The following is a 15,999-nucleotide window of genomic DNA, read 5'->3' as shown; positions in this document are numbered from 1 at the left end:
TCGACTCTCCTTTTTATCCATTCATGCTTTTGCATGCATCTATAATTAATTGTTCCGCTTTTTCTCTCGGATTATCGGCTTCAATGCCGCGTGTCATGCTGTTTCCTGCTATATCGATACATAGACGTCTGAATTCTTCATCGTTACCGTCTATGGGGATGTCAAGTTCAATGGCGAGCCTTGCAATGATCAGTGATGCACGCAAGCTCGGCCCGTGTTCGTTTTCTTTCGTGCATTGCTCCCGCAAATGCGAAATGAGCGAGGTAATGGTTCTTGCTTCCTCTATCACCAGATCCGCTTTCTCCGATACAATCATGGCTTCACGCTCACTGTCCATGAAATCTACCGGGATGGTGATCATCCGGTCCAGAAGGGCGTCCTGTGTATCATAGACACCTGCGTATTCAGCCGGATTGCTGGTGAAAATCACTGAAAACTCGGGGTGGACCTTCACAAAAGGCTCCGTCAGTTTCGTTCCATAGAGAGGTATGACCCCCTCTTCCAGGATTGATAAAAAAATATTATTTGTCGTTGGCTGCGATCTTGTAAATTCGTCATACACAAGCGTATAACCATTCTTCGCTGCTTCTAAAAGACGGCCGTCCCTCCAGGTTTCCGTCACGCTTTCATCCTTTTTGTAAACAGAGCGGACATATTGGTCGACGACCTTTTTACTCGTGTATCCCGTAAAATCACCGATCAAATCCCGGTTATTCAGTTCATGATTACCGTGAATAAGCATGACCGGACGTTTTCGTTTTTTGGCTAAAGCGAGTGCAAGGGAGGTTTTCCCGGCTCCCGATGGGCCTGTAAAATGCACAGGGTAACCGGCTGTCAGATAGTGAAGCGAACGAGTCATCAACTCCTTCGTCTCATCATCCTGCACGATGGCCCTGCTGTCTTTTTTGATTGTGTTCCGTAAGACTGTCAAGTTGATTCCCCCTTAGCCGCCTGCCGTTACGTTTCCTGCCCGATCGCACTTCTGTACCGGACATCGAGCCGCTTAAATGACACGACTTCTTTATCCTTGTCAAGAAGGGCTTCATACGTGCCCAGCATTTCGTCCTTCGCATATTTCTTCATATATTCTTTTTCCTCAATGACTTCCACAATAACCCGCCAGCCTTCTTCTTCCCTCACCTCGACTGAAGTGATCTTATGGACCGGCGCCACATTTTCATTGAAGAAATCAGACACATTTCCCATGATTTCTTTGATCTTCATATTGGCCTCCTTACTATGGACATAAAAAAAGGGAGAGGGTGATTCGAAACGAATCACCTCGGGGATCTAAATCGATCTCCTCTTTACTTTCCCCTAATGTTCAGCCATTAAATACTGAATTGTGAATTTCGCTCATTTTGTTGTGTGGCAAGGCCGTTCTCTTCCACATCGTCACGAAGCAGTCCGACTGCTTCTGCATAACGCAACCAAGTATCGACACTTGCGATGACGACCCTCGCTTCAATTGTCAGGATCTCAATTCCGACCACTGATACGCGGGCGAAGGCATCGATGACGATCCCTTTATCCAAGATACGGTCAATGACCTCTGCTAAACTTGAACTGTCTGTTGTCTTTTGTATAGCCATGATTAAAAAATCTCCTTTCAATGCTGTTATCTGGAACTGATCGTTTTGATGTCAGTTGATGATTTAATGTTGGTGGAGCTTTTGATATCAGTCGAACTCTTGATTTCCATCGAGCTCTTGATATCATTGACTCCCTTGATGTCAGAGACACCTTTAAGTCTGCTTTTGTCTTTTTTCGAGGAAGATATTTTTTCCTGGAATTCTTCACCGGCTTCCTTGGCATTTCCCAGCTTCTCCCGCACGTTCAAGAGAACTTCCTGTACTTTCTCCTTGGCTTCCTCGGCTTTGGAATGCACCTTATCTGCATTATTGTCTTTCGCATTTTCAAGTTTCTCCGAGGCTTCTTTTGCTTTGGACTGGATGCCGCCTTGGACTTTGTCCTGGACGCCTTCCACAAACTTTTCCTTGGCTTTTTCCTTTACTTTGTCTTTTACCTTATCCTTGACTGGTTCAGGGGTGTGTTCGACGATTGTTTCAGCCATTTTACCGGCTGCTTTTTTTGCTGCTGACTTACTCATGTCATTCCCCCTTTGGAAACGCCTGTTTCGTTACTTTTTTGATTCCACAAGGCTGCTGAGCATTTCTTCGATGCGTTCCAATCGTTCATTCAGGTTCTTGTTTTCTTCTTTGATCTCTTCAATTTCATCACTTTGCACAGAAGAAGAAGTATCTTCCTGCTCCTCTTGAGCTGACGCTTCTTCTTTTTTCTTAGTGAAAGGCAGCATGCCGTTCTCGTATTTGCCCATATAGCCTGCCGCAGTCTGTCTCAAGGTGATGAGTGCCTGTTCAGTGATAAATTCCTGCGCGCTCCTGCGGAGTTCATTTCCTGCCATACGCACCACTTCGGATTTCCCGAGGCTGCCCGCAAGCTTTTTCCCTGTTCCCGGATGGCTGAGCAATCCGACACCTGCGCCGACAACCCCGCCGATGATGGCGTAGTTTACGTTCACGCCGCGGCCGCCTTCATTCTGGCTTTTCTTTTCTTCTTGTCCGTTATTATTTTCTTCTTGATTTGTATTGTTTTTTTCCTGTTTTTCCTTTTCTGCCATTGTTCATCCTCTTTTCTAAAGCATTTTTTATATGAAAATTGTCAGCTCATTCAGTTACACGTTAAATGCTGATTGTTTGTTTCGTTCATTATCCTGTTGCGGAAGTCCTTCTTCTTCGACCTCATCGCGGAGGAGGCCGACTGCTTCCGCATAGCGCAGCCAAGTATCGACTGATGCTATAACGACTCTCGCTTCGACTGTAAGAATTTCAATACCAACAAGTGACACCCGGGCAAATGCATCGATTACGATCCCTTTGTCCAGGATCCTGTCGATTACTTCTGCTAGGCTGGAACTGTCCGTAGTCTTTTGAATACTCATCCTTTCACTCCTCTCTTAATGGAAGTTGTCTGGTTCTTCTGATTCACATCCAGACGGTTTCATAGGTCAAATTCACAACGGTTTGTTATTCGGTTTAGTCGATGTTTACCTCGATTCACGGACCTCGAAACCTACCATGGATAATATTTGAATTTAACTGGTATTTTTTATATTTGTTTCGGTGGAGAACGGCGGGTTTGTAATATATGGATGTCAGGACTTTCAAGGATTTTTGGATTTTTGGGTGAGTTGAGGAGTCAATTAAGACAAATCGATTACAGTTGGATGTTTTTTGTTTCATGGCGGATTAACGATCGGAGGTTATGCTAATCGGGTGAGCGGCTTCTTCAATGTTGTTGATTTCCGTGCAGGACTAAGCTTTCCGCGGGAGAGCGCTTAACCTCATAGTCCTGCGCTTCAATCAACTGCTGAATCAAACGAGTTACATTTATAAACATGCATTATTTTATATAATCTCCATAAAAATTGAAGATTTTCTGGATTTTACACCTTCTCATATGAGGATGTAGTAGAACAACTGCTGAAAAGCTATTCATTATTAGAGGAAAAAATTAAATTAAGAAGTTCACCTTTGCATTAATAAAAGCCATTTTATTTTATCGAAACGACCTTCTTATTATCGATAAAGCATTATTATCATCAATAAATCTTTATTATTATCGCCACACCTCATTCCCATCACAGTTCCTCCGATAAGCAATGCTGCTCAACCCTTTCTTACAAAAAGCCGACGCACTACCGCCGGAACCGCGAATTACCCTTTTCTTATACCTGCTGCCGATCAAGGATTTCCTTTAAAACAACCGCATGATTATGCTTTTCATCCTTTGCCCCGTAAATCAGGCTGACTCCCTTATTTTCTTCCTTCACAATCTTCTTCAGCTCTTCCAAGGCTTCTTGTTTGTCTTCGTCGTTATGAAGTTCGTCCTTGTATTTCTCTTTAAATTCATCAAACTTATCGGGGTCGTGGTCAAACCATTTGCGGAGGTCCGGAGATGGGGCCGCCTGTTTCATCCAGTGGTCGACCGCGAGCTCTTCTTTTGATTTCCCCCGCGGCCACAGCCTGTCAACCAGAACACGCACCCCGTCCTGCTCTGATTTTTCTTCGTATGCACGTTTTATTTTGACTGGCATCATTGATCACTCCTTTACAGTATTTATACCCACTGTCCCCTTTTCCATAACGATTTCTGCATTTAATCTGCATACTCCCCGGGTATACAAGAGGCATAGACGAGAAAACTTAGATATAGCGAGGTGTAAATATGTCTGATTCGAATTATAAAAAAGACAGCATCACCCTGACCGGGGCAGTCGGTCTCGGCACCGGGGTGATGATCAGTGCAGGGATCTTCGCCCTGCTCGGACAGGTGGCAGAGCTTTCCGGTGCCTGGTTCCCGCTTATATTTATTGCCGGGGGAATTGTGACCGGCTTCAGTGCTTATTCCTATGTGAAAATGAGCAACCAATACCCCTCAGCCGGCGGTATCGGGATGTATTTGGTGAAAGCTTACGGGAAGGGGATCCTGACTGCATCTGCCGCACTATTGATGGCTTTTTCGATGGTCATCAACCAAAGTCTCGTGGCAAGGACATTCGGCACCTACACCCTTCAGCTTGTGGATGGAAAGCAGTCTGATTACCTCATTCCCTTATTGGGGGTCGGCTTATTGACATTTGCATTCCTGGTGAATATATCAGGAAACAGCTTCATCCAGACCTTCACCGGCATCGCTTCACTCATAAAAATCGCAGGACTGGCCGTTTTCGCGATCGCCGGTTTATGGGTGGCCGGTTTTGCCTTTGAGCCTGCAGAAGGGGGAGCGAATCCGCCAGACCCCTCAATGGCCAGCTATGTCGCGGCAGTGGCACTGACGATCCTGTCTTTTAAAGGATTCACGACAATCACCAACAGCGGTTCGGAAATCAAGAAACCTAAGAAAAATGTCGGAAGGGCGATTACAATTTCAATTTTGATCAGCCTTGTTGTTTACCTGCTGCTCGCATGGGCTGTTTCAAGTAATCTGTCCCTTACTGAAATCATCAAAGCGAAGGATTATTCACTTGCTGAAGCAGCAAGACCGGCATTCGGCGATATGGGGCTCTGGTTCACCGTCATCATCGCCATCATCGCGACGATCACCGGTATCATAGCGAGTGTGTTCGCCGTTTCACGCATGCTTGCCATGCTGACGGATATGAAATTGATCCCCCATAAACATTTCGGCATGCCTGGATCGATCCAAAAGAATACGCTGGTCTACACAATCGCCGCTGCGATGATCTTGACGATTTTCTTTGATTTAAGCAGGATTGCATCCATGGGGGCGATCCTTTACCTTGTGATGGATATGATGGTCCACTGGGGCGTACTCAAACATCTTAGAAACAAAGTAAAGGCCAATCCGGCCATTGTCCTGACCGCTCTCGTGCTCGATGCCGTCGTCCTCGCAGCATTCATCTGGGTAAAAGCACAATCCGATTTGCTCGTTGTCGGTGTCTCCATCGTCTTCATGATCCTGATTTTTGCAGGAGAACATTTCTTCCTTAAAAATCATGGCCCAGAGGAAGATTCCGACACGGAACACGACCATTAAAAAAGGCCCGTCCTTCACCACTATATAGCAGTGAGGGACGGGCCTTCCGTTTGCCTTTTTCCGGCTTCAAGGACTGTATCTCTTCTATTTATTCATCTGCGAGAGGAAGTCGCCGAGCAGGTCTTCCATGCTTTCTTCCTTCGGCTCGTCATCCTCTTCCGGCTGACGTGATTTCATGGCACTTTCCCAATCAAAGCCGTCGAGGTCTTCATCAGTGGAATGAGATCGTTCTTCCACTTCCGGTTCCTGTACGTCATCCCCGATGACCGAATCAAGCGACCATTCACGGGAAGAATCCCGGCTTGCAGCCGTCTCCTCCTGACGGAACAGCACGTCGTCCACATCCATTGCATTGTTGTTGAGAGGAGTCAGCAGGGAAGCGGTCCTGACAGGGTTCGTCAATAACTGATAGACGATGCTTCCGAGGAGAGCTTCTGAGTGTTCATGCTTCAGCCAGTCTCGCTGGGATTTGTCGAGTGCCCTCGGCAGCGGGATGGTAATCGCTTCCCGCTGCTTCGAGACAGACTCATTGACCCCGTTTACGACAAGTTCTGCAATCTTACTCGAGAAATTCCGCTTCTCTGTTTCCTTCAGCTTCTGTAAATGCTTCAAAATATGATCAGGCGTATCGGAGGGGAGGCGGAACGTGATCGGCTGCCCCCTTGACATCCCCTTTTCTTTCATACAATCACCCTATTTGGTTTTCGCTAATTTTTTCTCGTCTTCTTTCTTTTGATACTGCTGTTGGTTCTTTCTTGAGAAATCAGCGATTAGTTTGTAGTACGCATTTGCCATCATCCAGATGCTTTCATTTTCGTCTTCGAAGAAGTCGATGTTGTAGCCGTCCAGGTTGTTATTAAGCGTCTTGATATATTCCTTAAGAACGCTGGATCCCCCGCCGATGAAGTAGCAGATTTCCGTCTGGGAGTTCTTCTGCCACATATTGCGGAGATGGCGGTACTGTTTCTTCGCAAGCTCGACAAGGATGCGGTCGACGATCTCATGAACGCTTGTACGGCTTCCCTTGACCATGATGTGGTTGCGGTCATTTTTCTTCGTGATGATTTCCACAACATCACGGCGGCTGTCGAGCTCGATGCCGTATTTCGAACGGATTTCTTCACGGATCAATTCAAGTGATTCAGACACACCGAGGTTGAAGCCCTGTGCTTTGTCATCATCCACCTTACGATTTTTGATCACGGCGATATCAGTTGAAAGGCCGCCGATATCCTGGATAAGGATGCGCTTATCGATAAGGTCCTTATTGATGATATTGCCGTTATTGTCCATCACAAGATTGATGAAAGCCGCGAATCCTTCAGGATACACCTTCACTTCCTCGAACTTGATATTCACCTTGATGCCTTGGTGGCGCGGTGTCACAAGGAATTCAACCTGGTGGACAGATCCAAGAAGTTTCGAACGGTAGCCGACGTCTTTTCCTTCTTTTACTTCACGAAGGGGAAGACCTGTACCGAGCGTATAGTTCGCTTCTATGACATTATTATTCTTTTTAAATAGTGAATCCTGCTCAGCAGCATCCAATGCTAAAGAAGCAAACAGCATGACTAGTGTTTGATCTTCTTCTGATTTACTGCTCCCCGGATCCAATTCAGTTGAGTTGTTGCTCTTCGTCGCCAGGTTACCGACACGGTAAATGGCGTTGTTGTCCTGAAGGGCAGGGGAGTGGACGCGGATATGTATGCCATCTAGAGGGTCTTGCTTGTCCAGTTCCTCAATCCCGATAATCGGACGATCTTCAATATCCCTTGCAATCACATTAGGGATATTCAGTTCACTGTCTAATTTTCCAAAAATACCTTTAAGGGAATCATTACCTACATCAATTGCAGCAATTCGAGAGTTCGTCAAAAAAATTCATCCTTTCATTATAGAAGTTAAAATTTATGAAAAATTTAAACTCTTAATCAAAGATTAAAACACTTCCGGCCTCCGGTCAATCCTACTTTCAACTCTATCACACAACTGTAATGTTCGGACTATTTGTATACAATTATGTATCTTTGTACACAAAACTGTACACATACCTATATAACAGAATGTGTACTCATTTGTATACTTGTATACATTTTTGTCTACAATTGTGTACGTAAATGTGTACAAGTGTACATTTTTGTAAACAACCATTATTTGGATGGAATATAGGACATTATGATTCTATTAGACTACCATCATTCAGGTTGTAAAATTTGGAATCTGTGTAGAAATCGGCTGTTTATGAAGAAGCAAACGGGGAAATAGGTCTGAAAGAAAACAAATGAGTGAAAAATAAAGAAAAACAAGGGAATAAAATAAATAGATGAGGATGAGGAGCAATGAATGAACGAAAAAATTATTTTCCAGCCGATTATGAACAATCGAGGAACACATTCCGCAGACACCTTCATAAAATCAAGGAAAAGTGGCCGGATGCGGAGCTGACGACGACTTCAATAGGGAAAGAAGATGACAATACGATTGACATGATTGCATCCGATGCGAAAGAAACAAATAATCAAGTATTATTCTTCACTTCAGGCGAACATGGAATAGAAGGCTATGCAGGTACTGCCATGATCCATCTCTTTGTAGAGGAATACTTGGACCGCGTGGACCCGAATACGACGGGCATCTGTTTCATACATGCCCTTAACCCTTGGGGGATGAGGAACTTCAGGCGGGTGACCGAAAATAATGTCGATTTGAATCGAAATTACTTGTATAACCGCTCTTCAGTGCCTGAAGATGTGAATGAGTATTACGAAAAAGAAAGTGAGTTATTCCTGCCTGACGGCAAGATCAAGGACTTAACAAAAGAAAAGATGAAACTGCAGGCGCAGCTGGTCAAGGCCCTTGCGGAAGAAGGCTACAGCGCCATCAAGGAAGCGAAAGGAATGGGGCAGTTCCAGTTCGAGCGCGGTGTCTATTATGGAGGAGAAAAAGAGGAAGAAACGGCAGTATTCCTTAAAAAAATACAAAATAATCTATTATCCGACTATCCCCGTGTCATCCATATGGACTGGCATACCGCACTTGGGCCGTCCAACGAGATCACAATGGTCGTTTCTTCTGAAGATAAACGGGAAGAAGAGGAGCTAAAAGCAAAATTCGACTTGCACAACATCCAAAAATTTACACCTAAAAAAGTGAAAGGCGATTCCACCAACCACTTTCACAAATTGAAGAACGAGCAATATCCTTCCACCTATTTATTTTCCGCCCTGTTCGAATTCGGTACATTCGGTACAGGGAAGAAAGCGGAACTCCGGGAATTCATGACCATCGTCCTAGAGAACCGACTCTTCTGGGAAGGAGCTGAAAAGCAGGAAGACCGGGAATGGATCCTCTCTGAGTTCAGGGAAATGTTCTATCCCCTGAGCGATGACTGGAAGAAGTCCGTACTTGCTGAAGGAAGACTCGGCATGGAAGCTGTACTGGGCGAAGAAGGAATTTTAACCTCAATCTGAATACATGACTTATCCTGATAGCAATCTGCAAAAGCTCCCCTCGGCAGCATACGCCGGCGGGAGCTTTTTTCAGGGACCTGACCACTTCCCTCTTTATCCCTCTTACGCTGACTTCCTTTGCTTCCTCCCCTCTTCCACCTCCCAATTCACCAATTTTTCGAGCAAGATCGAAACAAGAACACCGACGATGAATCCATTAGAGACGATCGGCTGGACGAAAATAGGCAGGCTTGTGAATAAAGCCGGGTCCATGTTCATGATGGATACCCCGATGAGCACAGGGGCCGCGATCCGATAGATCGTCACAGAATCGAACACGGTTCCCCGCAGGCTCTTGAGTGACGTGCCGAACAGCTGAAGATAGGCGGTGAACAGGACAGCGTTTCCTACTGTGACGGGCAGAGTGGCCAGGACGCCTCCCAGGAACGGTACGATCCCCAGAAGGGACATAAGGGCACCCCCGATGAGGAACGGCCGTATTTGGAGGATCCTCGTGCTTTCCAGGAAGCCGATCGACGACGCGAAGGGAGCATAGGAAACCAGCCCGGACAGCGCCCCGACGATCGAATAGATGCCGGACAATAAATATGATCTCGTATACCTCTTACCGCCGGGCTTTTCATCGTAAAGCTGCGCTGCTGCCTCAACCGATGCCAGCGTATTGCTGAGGTTAATCAGGCTTGCCAGGAACGTGATGAAAATGATGCCCGTATTCAGGTTGGGCGCACCAAAAGGGAACAAAATAAAAAAAGAACTCCCCGCTGCTGCACTCGCCGGCGTATCTGAAGGAAACAAAAGAAGATAGCCAATCCAGCCCGCTACCATCCCGATCAGGATTGAAAAATTGCTTAGGAGGGGCGTCCCTTTCATTTTCAACAGACTGACCAGCACAGCAACCGATATGGAAAATAGACTTGCCGGCAGGATTAATTCACCCTCCTCGGAAATGCTCAGCATCCCTCTAAAAAAGATTAGAATCAGCTGAAATGTCAATAGGAATAAATAGACGCTCATGACCATCGGCGTAAAAATCTTCGGTATCAGAGTCAGCAGCCCCAGTGCCCACAGCACAATGACCGCTGCCCCGGCCAGGAGCATACCGGTGGCGATCCCGCCCCCGACAGAAGGCAGGCTCATCCCGAGGGCCGGTGCGGCTGCACAAAGATTGAGCACGCCCCCCCACATGACCCCTGAATGTCCTTCCATCAGCGGATATTTATGTCCGATCAGCCCTTGCAGCATACAGGCAATCCCGGTGAAAATAAGCGAACTCCGGAGGATGACGGCGATTTCATGAGAAGGCAGTTCAAACGCCATCCCGACTGAAATCGGCACGACCACTGTATTGGCAAAAATAAAAAACAGCCATTGCACGGCTGAAAAAGCCGTTTCGGCAGTTGATAATGACCTCATAATATCCCTCCTTGAACCCTTGCTCTAATAAAACTTGTTATAATAAGTATTCTACGAAACCCTCCGGAATCCTATTTAGACTCACTAACTTTTCACAACCGTCCTGAAAAAACGGGCCCGCAACAAAAAAAAGACACCCGAAATCATCCCGGGTGTCTCCCTATTAAGTTTGAGGCGGCTCTTCCAACCATCCGTGCTTGATCATGATTTTCGCGCCGTCATGGGCGTATGCGAAGATTTCCTGCAGGATGAGGACCATTTTTGCAGGAAGGTCATTCCCTGGTTTTGTGTTTTATTTCTTCATTAATCGGGTTAAAAAAACGCAGGGGCACCCTGCGTCTTCTTTTAAATAAATAACAGCAAACTTACCGCCATGACTCCCATTCCGGCAATCGTACCGTAAATGGATAGGTGGGCTTCATCATACTGTTTCGCAGCCGGAAGCAGTTCATCAAGCGAGATGAAAACCATGATTCCGGCGACGGCGGCAAAGATGACGCCGAACATAATATCGTTCAAGTAAGGCAGGAGGATCAGGTAGGCGACAACCGCCCCGACCGGCTCGGATAACCCTGAAAGAAACGAGAGTTTGAACGCCTTTTTCTTACTTCCCGTCGCAAAATAAACTGGAACCGACACGGCGATTCCTTCCGGGATATTGTGAATGGCGATCGCCACTGCAATTGCAATACCCAGGGATGGATCCTCAATGGCAGACGTAAATGTCGCGATTCCTTCAGGAAAGTTATGGATCGCAATGGCCAGTGCCGTAAAGGTCCCCATCTTCAGAAGTTTTTCATTGCCGGGCTGGTTCATGTCCTCAACTTTTTTCAGTTCATGCGGATTCCCCTGCTTTGGGATGAATTTGTCGATCAGCGCAATCAAGAGGATCCCCCCGAAAAAGCCGCCGACCGTCATCCAGTTCCCCTGCGTGACCCCCATCGCTGATACGAGTGCATCCTTCGCTTTCACAAAGATTTCGACCATCGAGACATAGATCATCACCCCTGCAGAAAAACCGAGTGAGACCGAAAGGAACTTGGTATTTGTCGTTGAAGCAAAAAAAGCGATACAGCTCCCAATGCCCGTGGCGAGCCCTGCCATCAGCGTCAAACCGAATGCGAGCAATAAATTTTCAGTCATGTATTCTCTCCTTATAGGCATGTCATATAAGACCTATTGTACTTCCCCGCCTGTCTTTTTTAAAGATTAGATCAGCATCTGAAACTTCCGGCTGTTTATAGGTTACCTTCATGGAGGAGCACACATTGCAGCCAGCTGACACCCTGTTTCGTTTTTATATTATATGGTACCGGTGCGGCGTTATTCTTCTTGGATTTGACCTGTTTTCATTGGGCAGGCATTAAATCCGGCTTTCGTATACCCCGTTATGTATATCGAGTGCTGCAACTGTCGGTTGGTGTCGAAAAATCACCAGTTCGCTCTTATATCTGTGATTTCGCCCTTATATTGAAAATTTCGCCCTTAAACTAAGAAATTTCGCTCTTAAATCAAAAAATCCCGCCCATAAATCCGGCCGGATACCCCTGGCCCAACCCCAAACCACCATAAAAAACACCCGCCAGCAGACGCAAGCCATGGCGGGAGAGCTTTCTTCCCACAAACCACAAAAAAGCCCACTTCATCATCCAAAGTGAGCTTCAATACAACAAAATATCCAACTCCATCAACCGCTCCTCCATCAATGGGAGCTCAATCCCACAACGATCTCTTTCTTCGTCTCATCATCCACATAGAGCTTTTGTCCGAAAACCTTATACTTCTTCGAGCGGATTGTCGGCAGGATCTCCCGGTACAGATAGGCCGCACCCTTCACCGGAATACGGGAAGAAAGCGGATATTCCTGCATCGTTTTGAACGCTTCCCCGTACAGGGACTCGGCGTGTGCAGCAAGCTCCTCCCAGAGATTGATGAAGGAGTCCTCGACGACTCCTGCCCTCAGCATACATTCCGTTACGCCGTGCTTCCTCATCAGCTCCTGCGGAAGATAAATCCGGTCGCGGTCCAGATCCTCGCTGATATCACGAAGGATATTCGTCAGCTGCATGGCAAGCCCGAGCGATACGCCGCCATCCCTCAACACCTCGGTCTTACCGGGTGCAAGGATCGGCAGCAGCAGCAGTCCGACCGTGCTCGCGACATGATAGGAGTAGTCCAGAAGCTCATCAAGCGACTCGTAGCGATTGATCGTCAGATCCATTTCCTGCCCCTTGATGAGGTCGTGGAAAGCCTTGGCGTCCATCTCGTAGCGCCCGAATACATCATCGAGGGCAATCCATGACGGATTCGCCGCATCATACTTCCCTTTTAAAAACTGATCGAACTCCGCTTTGAACAGAACAAGTTCCGCTTCCGGATTCCTGCCTTCGTCCACGATGTCATCGACTCTGCGGCAGAAGGAATAGACGGCCCACACGGCGTTGCGCTCATCTTTCGGAAGCAGGGAAAAGGCTTTGTAAAAGGTTTTGCTGTGATGCTTTATGACGTTTTCACATTGTTTATACGCTTCATTCACACTATACATGCACATTCACTCCTTTTATAGCGGGATCTTTTTGATCGCTTAAAAGCTGTTCGGTCATCAGTTTAGCCCCCTGCATGACGAGCGGGATGCCGCCGCCCGGGTGGATCGATGCGCCGACTGCATACAGATTGTCGATGTGATATGGCTTGACCTGGGGCCTGAAGACGCCGGACTGGAAGAGAGTCGGTGCGACTCCGAAGCTTCCGCCTTTATGGAGACCGAATCTCTCTGCATCAAGCGGCGTCCGGATTTCCATCCATTCGACCGCATCGCGGAGGCCCGGGAAGGCCCTTTCTTCCAGGCGGTCGATGAGCCCGTCGATCCATTCCTGCTGATTTTCCCAGTCGATACCCGTACCCGATGGAACAGGGACGAGTGCGTAGAGGACGCCCTTCCCCTCGGGTGCCAGGCTGTCATCGATCTTCGACGGGTGGAAGGTGTAGATGGCCGGATCTTCCGGGATTTTTTTGTCATCGAACACATCCTTCATGTGACGGGAAAAATCCTCCCCCATGACATAGTGGTGGACGTTCGCTTCTTCATATACTTTATTCAGTCCAAAATAGAGGAGGACGCAGCCCGATGAAGGGTCGTACTTCCTCGTCTGCTTCCGCTTCACCAGCGGGCCGGCAGCCGGGAAGTCCCCGTTGAAAACGACAGAATCATAGGATGCAGTCCCGCCGTCGGTCCGGATGCCGGTCACCCGGTTCCCCTCTTTAACAATCTCTTTGATTTCACTGTTCAGATGGATGGTCACATTCCGGCTGTGCAGCTCTTCTTCAAGAAGCGGGACGAGGCTTGCATATCCGCCTTTCAGGTAGTGGATGCCGAATTGGTGTTCAGCAAAGGATACCAATGAATACATCGCAGGCGACTTGAACGGGTTCCCGCCGATGTAAAGGGACTGGAGGGCGTAGACCGCCTGCAGCCGTTCGTCCCTGAAATAGCGGGACATAAGGGAATGGATGGATTGATAGGGTTTCAGTTTCAACAGCTTCTTGAGGTTCGCCGGTTTCCAGAAATCGAGCGGATTGACGAATGACTCCTCGAGGAAGGCTTCCTTTCCGATTTCGAACCGTTCATTTCCTTCCTTTAAGAATCGCAGATAACCGTCGATTTCCCCAGGAAAAACCCTCTCCACTTCTTCCAGGTGCCGCTTATGATCAGGGTATTTTGAGAACGAGAGGCCGTCCGGAAATTCGAGAGAATAGAACGGATCGCAAGGGATCAGTTCATATCGGTCCCGGGAAATACCCGCTTCCTCCAGAAGGGCCTGGAACATGTCGGGAAGGAGGACGATCGTCGGTCCCTGATCGATCCGGAATCCGTCTCTTTCCACGAACGTCAATCTGCCCCCTAGATAGGATTCTTTTTCATAAATGGTGACGTCCAGGCCCTGTTTTGACAGGAGCAGGGCGCTCATCAGTCCGCCGACGCCGCCTCCAATGATGGCTGTACTCATTTATAATCCCTCCACAACGGGAAGCGGGGATACTGGGATCGATTCCTGCAGATCCTGTTCCAGGATGCCATTGGCTGTGATCCGGGCCGATTCAAGGATGGTCGGCAGTCCGCTGCCCGGATGGGTCCCGCCGCCGACGAGCCAGCAGGATTCCAGTTCTTCAAAGCGGTTATGCGGCCTGAACACCATCATCTGCGACAGCTGATGCCCGAGATTGAATGTGGCTCCCTGATAGACGTATACATCTTGTTCCCAGTTCTTTGGCGTGATCATTTTTTCCACCTCTATGTGAGCTTCAAGATTTTTGAATCCTGTCTTTTCTTCGACCGTTTTAAGGATGAGTTCACGGAACGTATCTTTTTCCCGCTCCCAGTCGATGCCGCTGAAGTTATTCGGCACCGGCGCCAGGATATAAAGGGTGGACTTCCCTTCCGGAGCAAGCGTCGGGTCGGTCACGCTTGCATTTTGAATGTAAAGGGAGGAGTCTTCAGAGAGGATCTTCTCTTTCGTGATTTCCTCGACGTTCCTTTTGTAGTCTTTTGAAAAAGCGATCGTATGATGGGGCATACCCTCATAAATTGTGTCGAGACCGAGATACAGCATGAAGGTCGAGCATGAATATTTCTTCTTCGCGAGCTTTTTATGCGAGTACTTCTTAAGCTGATTCCCTTCGACGAGTTTCGTCATCGCATGGGCGAAATCGCTGTTGATGACGACCTCATCCGCCTCCAAGCTCCGGCCGTCTTCAAGATGGACGCCCTTCACCTTTTTCCCTTCGATCCACAGGCTCTTCACCCCGCAGCCGGTTTGGATGGTGCCGCCATGCTCCTCTGTCACCCGTGCCATCGCCTTCGAAAGCTGATTCACGCCCCCGATCGGATGGAAGACACCATAGGCATGTTCCATGTAGGAGAGGATCGAGAAGGCGCCGGGGCATTCCCACGGCGACATGCCGAGATATTTTGACTGGAATGTGAAGGCAAGCTTCAGCTCCTCTTCGGTAAAATAACGAGAAAGAACATCATAGAGGGAGCGTCCGAGTTCAAGTTCCGGAAGTGCCTGGAGCACGTTGGGCTGAAAATAATGCATAAAGCGATCCATCTTCGACTGCAGGACCGGGGAGAGCGCCTCCATCTTCTTCGCCGTTTCCTTCATGAAGCGTTCGTACCCTTCGCCGTTGCCCGGATAATGGGTTTCGATTTCCTGTTTCATGCGCTCTTGGTCCCGTGACATGACGACTCTGCGGTTCTCGAAGATCAGCTCATACATGGATTTGAGTTCGACCGCCTCCATGTAATCCTCCGCTTTCCGGTCCGCAGCGGAGAATAACTCTTCGACAATATGAAACATCGAAAGGAAAGTCGGTCCCATATCGAACCTGTAATCCCCGAGCCGGATCTCCGCATTGCGGCCGCCGACATATTCCTGTTTTTCAAACACGCTCACATCATATCCCCTGGCTGCCAAAAGCATAGAAGCCGCCAAGCCGCCAGGGCCGGCTCCAACAACGATGATCCGCTTTTTCATTC

Annotated in this window: 16 protein-coding genes and 1 pseudogene; 2 read left to right on the top strand and 15 right to left on the bottom strand. The window is 47.9% G+C overall.

The features are described from left to right. Positions 1-13: 13 nt before the first annotated feature. The 7 genes from gvpN to BHE18_RS22080 form a co-directional block, all read right to left on the bottom strand. Positions 14-931, bottom strand: coding sequence for a gas vesicle protein GvpN (gene gvpN / locus BHE18_RS22110; RefSeq protein WP_071620635.1), 918 nt, complete (start codon positions 929-931; stop codon positions 14-16). Between the two features lie 26 nt (positions 932-957). Next, on the bottom strand, positions 958-1,224 hold the full coding sequence (gene gvpO, locus BHE18_RS22105; RefSeq protein ID WP_071620634.1) for a gas vesicle protein GvpO: 267 nt from the start codon (positions 1,222-1,224) through the stop codon (positions 958-960). A 107-nt stretch (positions 1,225-1,331) separates the two neighbouring features. Then, positions 1,332-1,592, bottom strand: a complete 261-nt coding sequence (gene gvpJ / locus BHE18_RS22100; protein ID WP_064567987.1) for a gas vesicle protein GvpJ — start codon at positions 1,590-1,592, stop codon at positions 1,332-1,334. A 26-nt stretch (positions 1,593-1,618) separates the two neighbouring features. Then, on the bottom strand, positions 1,619-2,110 hold the full coding sequence (gene gvpQ, locus BHE18_RS22095; RefSeq protein WP_071620633.1) for a gas vesicle protein GvpQ: 492 nt from the start codon (positions 2,108-2,110) through the stop codon (positions 1,619-1,621). 30 nt (positions 2,111-2,140) lie between these two features. Then, a complete protein-coding gene (gene gvpT, locus BHE18_RS22090; RefSeq protein ID WP_071620632.1) occupies positions 2,141-2,641 on the bottom strand; it encodes a GvpT/GvpP family gas vesicle accessory protein in 501 nt (166 codons plus the stop codon). Positions 2,642-2,695: 54 nt separating this feature from the next. Continuing rightward, positions 2,696-2,962: a gas vesicle structural protein GvpA gene (gene gvpA / locus BHE18_RS22085; RefSeq protein ID WP_032087041.1), complete on the bottom strand. Its 267-nt coding sequence runs from the start codon at positions 2,960-2,962 to the stop codon at positions 2,696-2,698. Between the two features lie 786 nt (positions 2,963-3,748). After that, entirely contained in the window at positions 3,749-4,117 is a 369-nt protein-coding gene (locus tag BHE18_RS22080) for a DUF488 domain-containing protein (protein WP_071620631.1), read from the bottom strand. A 131-nt stretch (positions 4,118-4,248) separates the two neighbouring features. On the opposite strand from BHE18_RS22080, the gene BHE18_RS22075 reads away from it, so the two are divergent. Then, the gene (locus tag BHE18_RS22075; protein ID WP_071620630.1) at positions 4,249-5,580 is read left to right on the top strand and encodes an APC family permease; all 1,332 of its coding nucleotides are present in this window, start codon (positions 4,249-4,251) and stop codon (positions 5,578-5,580) included. A gap of 84 nt (positions 5,581-5,664) precedes the next feature. Here the strand turns inward: BHE18_RS22075 and BHE18_RS22070 are convergent, their stop codons facing one another. After that, a complete protein-coding gene (locus BHE18_RS22070) occupies positions 5,665-6,264 on the bottom strand; it encodes a hypothetical protein (RefSeq protein ID WP_071620629.1) in 600 nt (199 codons plus the stop codon). 9 nt (positions 6,265-6,273) lie between these two features. Beyond that, positions 6,274-7,455: a ParM/StbA family protein gene (locus BHE18_RS22065; RefSeq protein WP_071620628.1), complete on the bottom strand. Its 1,182-nt coding sequence runs from the start codon at positions 7,453-7,455 to the stop codon at positions 6,274-6,276. A 464-nt stretch (positions 7,456-7,919) separates the two neighbouring features. On the opposite strand from BHE18_RS22065, the gene BHE18_RS22060 reads away from it, so the two are divergent. Next, positions 7,920-9,050 carry a M14 family metallopeptidase gene (locus BHE18_RS22060; protein ID WP_071620627.1) on the top strand — a complete coding sequence of 377 codons (1,131 nt, stop codon included), beginning with the start codon at positions 7,920-7,922 and terminating at the stop codon, positions 9,048-9,050. Between the two features lie 102 nt (positions 9,051-9,152). Here the strand turns inward: BHE18_RS22060 and BHE18_RS22055 are convergent, their stop codons facing one another. The 6 genes and pseudogenes from BHE18_RS22055 to BHE18_RS22030 form a co-directional block, all read right to left on the bottom strand. Beyond that, positions 9,153-10,463: a uracil/xanthine transporter gene (locus BHE18_RS22055; protein ID WP_071620626.1), complete on the bottom strand. Its 1,311-nt coding sequence runs from the start codon at positions 10,461-10,463 to the stop codon at positions 9,153-9,155. Between the two features lie 163 nt (positions 10,464-10,626). Continuing rightward, positions 10,627-10,728, bottom strand: a pseudogene (locus BHE18_RS23045) (hypothetical protein); the annotation flags it as partial. Positions 10,729-10,808: 80 nt separating this feature from the next. Further along, the gene (gene zupT / locus BHE18_RS22045; RefSeq protein WP_064568012.1) at positions 10,809-11,606 is read right to left on the bottom strand and encodes a zinc transporter ZupT; all 798 of its coding nucleotides are present in this window, start codon (positions 11,604-11,606) and stop codon (positions 10,809-10,811) included. 559 nt (positions 11,607-12,165) lie between these two features. Then, complete coding sequence (locus tag BHE18_RS22040; protein WP_083573933.1) at positions 12,166-13,008, bottom strand: phytoene/squalene synthase family protein; 843 nt, start codon at positions 13,006-13,008, stop codon at positions 12,166-12,168. Next, positions 13,001-14,470 carry a phytoene desaturase family protein gene (locus BHE18_RS22035; RefSeq protein ID WP_071620624.1) on the bottom strand — a complete coding sequence of 490 codons (1,470 nt, stop codon included), beginning with the start codon at positions 14,468-14,470 and terminating at the stop codon, positions 13,001-13,003. Before BHE18_RS22035 ends, BHE18_RS22040 begins: the two co-directional genes overlap by 8 nt. Further along, positions 14,471-15,997, bottom strand: a complete 1,527-nt coding sequence (locus BHE18_RS22030; RefSeq protein WP_071620623.1) for a phytoene desaturase family protein — start codon at positions 15,995-15,997, stop codon at positions 14,471-14,473. Between the last annotated feature and the right edge of the window lie 2 nt (positions 15,998-15,999).

It is taken from the genome of Rossellomorea aquimaris (assembly GCF_001877785.1).
GTDB lineage: Bacteria > Bacillota > Bacilli > Bacillales > Bacillaceae_B > Rossellomorea > Rossellomorea aquimaris_A.
Note: the sequence above shows the minus strand (reverse complement) of the source record. Positions and strands in the feature narration are given on the sequence as shown.

Bases quoted from the DNA above. Each gene is read 5' to 3' on its own strand.
- gvpO (WP_071620634.1), bottom strand. From the start codon at position 1,224: ATGAAGATCAAAGAAATCATGGGAAATGTGTCTGATTTCTTCAATGAA.
- gvpJ (WP_064567987.1), bottom strand. From the start codon at position 1,592: ATGGCTATACAAAAGACAACAGACAGTTCAAGTTTAGCAGAGGTCATT.
- gvpQ (WP_071620633.1), bottom strand. From the start codon at position 2,110: ATGAGTAAGTCAGCAGCAAAAAAAGCAGCCGGTAAAATGGCTGAAACA.
- gvpT (WP_071620632.1), bottom strand. From the start codon at position 2,641: ATGGCAGAAAAGGAAAAACAGGAAAAAAACAATACAAATCAAGAAGAA.
- gvpA (WP_032087041.1), bottom strand. From the start codon at position 2,962: ATGAGTATTCAAAAGACTACGGACAGTTCCAGCCTAGCAGAAGTAATC.
- BHE18_RS22080 (WP_071620631.1), bottom strand. From the start codon at position 4,117: ATGCCAGTCAAAATAAAACGTGCATACGAAGAAAAATCAGAGCAGGAC.
- BHE18_RS22075 (WP_071620630.1), top strand. From the start codon at position 4,249: ATGTCTGATTCGAATTATAAAAAAGACAGCATCACCCTGACCGGGGCA.
- BHE18_RS22070 (WP_071620629.1), bottom strand. From the start codon at position 6,264: ATGAAAGAAAAGGGGATGTCAAGGGGGCAGCCGATCACGTTCCGCCTC.
- BHE18_RS22060 (WP_071620627.1), top strand. From the start codon at position 7,920: ATGAATGAACGAAAAAATTATTTTCCAGCCGATTATGAACAATCGAGG.
- BHE18_RS22055 (WP_071620626.1), bottom strand. From the start codon at position 10,463: ATGAGGTCATTATCAACTGCCGAAACGGCTTTTTCAGCCGTGCAATGG.
- zupT (WP_064568012.1), bottom strand. From the start codon at position 11,606: ATGACTGAAAATTTATTGCTCGCATTCGGTTTGACGCTGATGGCAGGG.
- BHE18_RS22040 (WP_083573933.1), bottom strand. From the start codon at position 13,008: ATGTATAGTGTGAATGAAGCGTATAAACAATGTGAAAACGTCATAAAG.
- BHE18_RS22035 (WP_071620624.1), bottom strand. From the start codon at position 14,470: ATGAGTACAGCCATCATTGGAGGCGGCGTCGGCGGACTGATGAGCGCC.
- BHE18_RS22030 (WP_071620623.1), bottom strand. From the start codon at position 15,997: ATGAAAAAGCGGATCATCGTTGTTGGAGCCGGCCCTGGCGGCTTGGCG.